4 protein-coding genes, 1 tRNA gene and 2 pseudogenes are annotated in these 5,349 nt (G+C 69.2%); 5 read left to right on the forward strand and 2 right to left on the reverse strand.

Translation table 11 applies throughout. The features are described from left to right. Nucleotides 1–82 precede the first annotated feature (82 nt). Nucleotides 83–156, reverse strand: a tRNA-Val gene (locus PKH97_RS00170). Between the two features lie 160 nt (nt 157–316). Between PKH97_RS00170 and PKH97_RS00175 the strand changes: the two genes are divergently transcribed. Further along, entirely contained in the window at nt 317–928 is a 612-nt protein-coding gene (locus tag PKH97_RS00175) for a DedA family protein (protein ID WP_324385371.1), read from the forward strand. 16 nt (nt 929–944) lie between these two features. Beyond that, entirely contained in the window at nt 945–1,295 is a 351-nt protein-coding gene (locus PKH97_RS00180; RefSeq protein WP_324385372.1) for a hypothetical protein, read from the forward strand. Here the strand turns inward: PKH97_RS00180 and PKH97_RS00185 are convergent, their stop codons facing one another. Continuing rightward, nucleotides 1,296–1,949 carry a TetR/AcrR family transcriptional regulator gene (locus PKH97_RS00185; RefSeq protein WP_324385373.1) on the reverse strand — a complete coding sequence of 218 codons (654 nt, stop codon included), beginning with the start codon at nt 1,947–1,949 and terminating at the stop codon, nt 1,296–1,298. It lies immediately after the preceding gene. 96 nt (nt 1,950–2,045) lie between these two features. On the opposite strand from PKH97_RS00185, the pseudogene PKH97_RS00190 reads away from it, so the two are divergent. The 3 genes and pseudogenes from PKH97_RS00190 to PKH97_RS00200 form a co-directional block, all read left to right on the forward strand. Next, a pseudogene (locus tag PKH97_RS00190) lies at nt 2,046–3,188 on the forward strand (acetyl-CoA C-acyltransferase). 1 nt (nt 3,189) lies between these two features. Then, nucleotides 3,190–4,532: pseudogene (locus PKH97_RS00195) on the forward strand (3-oxoacyl-ACP reductase). A gap of 1 nt (nt 4,533) precedes the next feature. After that, nucleotides 4,534–5,349, forward strand: an 816-nt coding sequence (locus tag PKH97_RS00200; protein ID WP_324385374.1) for a MaoC/PaaZ C-terminal domain-containing protein, incomplete at its 3' end; no start/stop codon positions are given.

Here is a 5,349-nt window from a genome sequence, read left to right on the forward strand (position 1 = left end):
AGGGTGGACGTGAAGGTGGGCCCCATCGCGGACGCCCGCAGGGTGGACGTGAAGGTGGGCCCCATCGCGGACGCCCGCAGGGTGGACGTGAAGGGACTCGAACCCCTGACCTCTCGCGTGTGAAGCGAACGCTCTAACCAACTGAGCTACACGTCCGTGGCGCCGCAGCGCCAAGTGAGAATACCCGCCCGGGCGCGGCGACGAGAAATCGGCCTCTCGACGGGGCTGAACCGGCCTCTCGACGGGGGGCGGGGTGGGGCGGCGGCGAAATGGAGCGCTAAGCCAATGCGCAGGCGCAGTCGCGCACAATAGGGGTGTGCAAGGGTTCCTCAGCGGTGTGCTTAACCAGCCCGAATGGCTGATCTATCTGATCACGGCCCTGATCGTCTTCGCCGAGGACGCCCTCTTCGTCGGCTTCATTCTCCCGGGAGAGACCGCCGCGATCCTCGGTGGCGTGTCGGCGCACTACGGGCATACGTCCTTGGTGTGGATGATCGTCGTCGTCGTGGCCGCCGCGATCATCGGCGACACCGTGGGGTTCGAGGTCGGCAAGCACTTCGGTCCGCGCCTGCTCAGCCATGGCGGGCTCGCCAAGCACGCGCACCGCGTCGAGGGCGCCCAGAGCTTCCTGCGCCGGCGCGGCGGCGCCGCGGTCTTCCTGGGCCGGTGGACGGCCTTCTTCCGGGCGATGATGCCGGCCCTCGCCGGTGCCGCCCGGATGCATTACCCGAAGTTCGTGACGTGGAATGCCACCGGCGGAATCGCCTGGGGCACAACGGTTGTCGTAGCCGGCTATCTCGCCGGCGCGAGCTACGAGAAGGTCGCGCACCAACTCGGGCGCGGCACCGCGATCTTCGTCGCTGCCGTCGTGGTCGTCGGCCTGGTCCTCTGGCACTTCCAGCGCGAGCGCACCGCAGCCGCGGAGTGAGTGCTTTGATGGCCGTATGACCGTGCTCGCCGACCCGCGCGTCGTCGCTATCCGCATCCACCCGGTCAAGGACGAGCCGGGCGTGGAACTCGCCAGTGCCGTGGTCGAGATCGACGGCCTTGCCGGCGATCGCCGCAAGAAGGCGGCCGTGCATCTCGTGGGTCTGCCCGAGGCCGCGACCACACGGGCGAACCTCGTCATCGACATCCCGACCGATCGTCTCGCCGAGTTGGTGGGGCGCACCGTGACGGTCGGCAGCGCCACGCTCGCGATCACACGCACCGCCGGCAATTGCGCGGGGGTCTACGCCGACGTCCGGACGCCCGGCACGATCACCATCGACGACCGTTTCGACCTCGTGGACTGATCAGCCCTGAGCGCGTCCGCGCCGGAAAGCCGTGGACGTGCCGTGCCAGGCCAACTCCGTCAAGGCGTCGACCACGTCTTCGGCAGGGAGCTTCGGCTCGCTGTGCAACCAGGCCAGCACTCCGGTGCGGACCAGCCCGACCGTTGCCGCAGCCCAGAGATCCAGCGTCCCCGCGGGCATATCGGCAACCGCCTTGGCTCGCTCCAGCAAGAAACGAGTCTGTGCGGCAACAGATTTCGACACACGTCCCGGGCCGAGGACCGCGCCGGGCATCGAGGGTGCGCGGGTGAGGAAGTGATAGAGGTTCGCGTCCCGCTCGACGAAGCTCACGAACGCGGCAACGGCCGCGCGGATGACTTCACGGGGATGCGGATCGCCGCCGACAGTGGCAAGGGTCTGGCCCACCTCGCCGATCAGCAACTCCTCGATCCGGTCGACGATCGCCTCATGCAGCCCGGCCCGGTCGCCGAAGTATCGGTAGAGCACCGTCTTGGACGTCCCCGCCTCCGCCGCAAAGGCATCCATGCCCAGATCGGTGCCGTGACGGCGGATCGCCTCGATGGCCATCTCGATCAATTCGGCGCGGCGCGCCTTGCGCGGAGCCTCCCAACGGCTGCTGCGACCGTCGACCCGCGGCGGGGTGTGATCACTCACACGACGGAACGTTACCAAGCGTAGGCAGGTGTTTGTTGGCGGCGTGGACATTGTCTCGATCGACAACCTGTCCGATACTCGCCGTTCCACTTAGTCATGCCCCCAGGACCCCCGCGGCGGGCCGTCGTGCTCGGCGGCAACCGCATTCCGTTCGCCCGGCAATTCGGCCCCTATGGCGAGGCCACCACCAGGACATGCTCACCGCCGCTCTCGACGGCCTGGTCGCCCGGTTCGGGCTGGCCGCCCTCTTCGGGCTGGCCGACAAGATCGCCCTGGGCCAGATCGACGCCGGGGTCAGCGGGGGCGTGGATTCGGCCTCCGATGCCCCGGTCACGGTCAGTGAGCCGCTGCGACGCAGTCTGTTGCGCGCCGCAGCGGGCCGCATTACCGCTGCCAAGGCGAAGGCCCTCGCCGCCATCCGACCGACACACCTGGGCATCGCAACGCCGACCAATGGCGAGCCGCGCACCGGCCTGTCCATGGGCGAGCACACGGCGATCACGGCACGCGAGTGGGGCATCGGCCGGGAGGACCAGGACGCCCTGGCCGCCGCGAGTCACCAGCGGCTGGCTGCGGCCTACGAGCGCGGGTTCTTCGACGATCTGATCACGCCCTACCTCGGGCTGAGCCGCGATCAGAACCTGCGGCCGGACTCCACCCCCGAGAAGCTCGCGACACTTCGACCGGCCTTCGGCAAGGGTGATCGCGCCACCTTGACGGCCGGGAACTCGACCCCAATCACCGACGGCGCATCGACCGTCGTGCTCGCCACTGATCGATGGGCGCAGGACCGGGGTCTGCGGCCACTGGCGTATGCCGTGGACGGCGAGACCGCCGCCGTTGACTTCGTCACGGGGCGCGACCCACTACTCACCGCCCCGGTTTTCGCCCTGCCGAGACTGCTGGCGCGCACGGGGATGCGACTGCAGGACTTCGCACTCGTCGAGAATCCACGAGGCCTTCGCCGCCACCGTCCTCACCACGCTCGCGGCCTGGGAGTCCGCCGAATTCTGCCGGGCCCGGCTGGGCCTGGATGCGCCGATCGGGGCGCTCGACAGCAGGCTCCTGAATGTCAAGGGCTCATCCCTCGCGGCCGGGCACCCGTTCGCCGCGACTGGCGGCCGAATCGTCGCGTCACTGGCAAAGATGCTGCACGAGAAGGGAACCGGGGCGCGGGAATTGATTTCGATCTGCGCCGCGGGTGGCCAAGGTGTGCTGATGATCCTCGAGGCAGCGTGAGATGACGGACAGCTATTCGACCTTCGTCAACTCCGGGATCGGCGCCAAGCTTGCGGGCGCGTTGGCCCTGCCACGCCCGGCGGTGCTCCGGCGGCACCGGCCCGGTGCCCTGCTGACACCGGGTGCGGTGTTGGTTGGCGGGCACGGCTTCGCCTCACTGGCCGAGGAAGTCCGGAAGTTGCTGGGGGAGTGGGACATTCCCGTTGCCAGGCAGGTGTCGACCTCAGTCTCCGCGGTGGTGCTCGACCTGACCGAGCTCGCCACGCCCGCGGACCTGGAGTCAGTGCCCTCGTTGCTCGCGCCGGCCCTGAAGACCATGGCGCCGTCGGGACGCGTCCTGCTCATCGGACGCCCACCGTTGGCGGGTGGCCAGCCGGGACAAGCGGCGGCACGTGCGGCGCTGACCGGCATCGTGCGGTCGGTGGCTAAAGAAGTGCGTTCCGGCGGAACGGCAAACCTCATCTATGTCGCCGACGCCGGTGTCGCCGATCTTGCCGCACCGCTGCGGGTCTTCCTCTCCGGCCGATCGGCGTATGTCGATGGCCAGGTCGTCGAGGTCGGCGCGCTGCCGGCACCCACCAGTGGGCAGGTCGACTGGGAGTGCCCGCTCGCCGAGCAGGTGGCGGTCGTGACCGGAGCGGCGCGGAGGATCGGCGCACAGGTCGCGCGCGTCCTGGCCCGCGACGGCGCCCGGGTCGTGTGCGTGGATATGGCGAGCGCCGGAGATGCCCTGGCACGGGTGGCCAATGACATCGGCGGCTCGGCCCAACATGTCGCGTCACTTCCGCGGATGCCGGCGGTCGCATCCTCGAGCACGCGAAGTTGCGCCATGGCGGGCTGGACGTCGTCGTGCACAACGCGGGCATCACAAGGGACAAGTTGCTCGCCAACACCGACGCCGATCGGTGGTGCTCAGTGCTTGACGTCACCTGCTCTCAGTCCTGCGGATGAACGAACAAACTTCTGTCCGACAACGGAATCCGTAACGGAGGACGGATCTTCTGTGTCTCCTCGGTCGCAGGCGTCGCCGGCAATCGCGGGCAGACGAACTACGCCGCGTCCACGGCCGGCGTGATCGGATTGATCGAAGCCCTCGGCAGTTCGGAGGACGTGCGCGCCCGCGGAATCACCGTCAATGCCGTCGCCCCGGGCTTCATCGAGACCGAGATGACCGCGAAGATTCCCCTGGCCAGCCGAGAGATCGGGCGCCGCCTGAACTCTCTTGCCCAGGGCGGACTGCCCATCGACGTCGCCGAAACGATCGGGGGGCTGGCCTGGCCGGCCAATGCCGGGATGACGGGCAATGTCGTGCGCGTGTGCGGGCAGAGCCTGCTCGGTGCCTGACATGCCTGTGCAGACCCGGCGGCTCGAGAGCCTCCCGAGCCTTGGTGTCACAATGCTGCGCGGCGCCGTGCGGCGTCGCCGGGGACCGGTCGCCCTGCCCGAGCAGGCCCTTCGCGTCGATGACGTCGCGGTCGATCGCGAGCGCCTCGCGCGTTATCAGCGACAGTGCGGATTCCCGATGAACGACCTTCTGCCGCAGACCCTTCCGCACCTCCTCGGCTTCCCCCTCCACGTCACCCTTCTGGCCGACCCCGCGTTTCCGCTGCCCGTCCTCGGGCTGGTCCACGTGACCAATACGATCACCGCACATCGCGCGCTCGGCGCCGACAAGACCCTCGATATCAGCGTCCGCGCGGCCCATCTGCGCGCACATCCTAAGGGGCGGGTCGTCGACATCGAGACGACGGTCGTGGTTGCGGGAGAACGGGTTTGGGAGGGGGTCAGCACCTATCTCGCCCGCGGGGGCGGCGAGCCCCGCGCGCGCTATGACAGCGAGCCGGCCGCACCGGACGGCATACCGGCAACGCAGTGGCGGCTGCCCGCCGATCTCGGTCGGCGGTATGCCGCGGTGAGTGGGGACGCGAATCCGTTCCACCTGAGCGCGCCCACGGCGCGCCTGCTCGGGTTCCCCCGCGCCATTGCGCACGGGATGTGGTCGTATGCCCGCGTTCTCGCCGCCCTGGGCCGCCCCGCCGCCTACGCAGGGTCGAGCCTGGTCGATTTCCACAAGCCGATCCTCTTGCCCGGCACGGTCGGCCTGGTCGCCCGCCATGACCCGGATCGCACGGTTGCAGCCCTCGTCTCGGGACGCCCAGAC

This window comes from Nostocoides sp. (assembly GCF_035343835.1).
GTDB classification, from domain to species: Bacteria; Actinomycetota; Actinomycetes; order Actinomycetales; family Dermatophilaceae; genus Nostocoides_A; species Nostocoides_A vanveenii.

Coding starts and splice junctions, on each gene's coding strand:
- PKH97_RS00180 (WP_324385372.1), top strand. CDS start 945: ATGACCGTGCTCGCCGACCCGCGCGTCGTCGCTATCCGCATCCACCCG.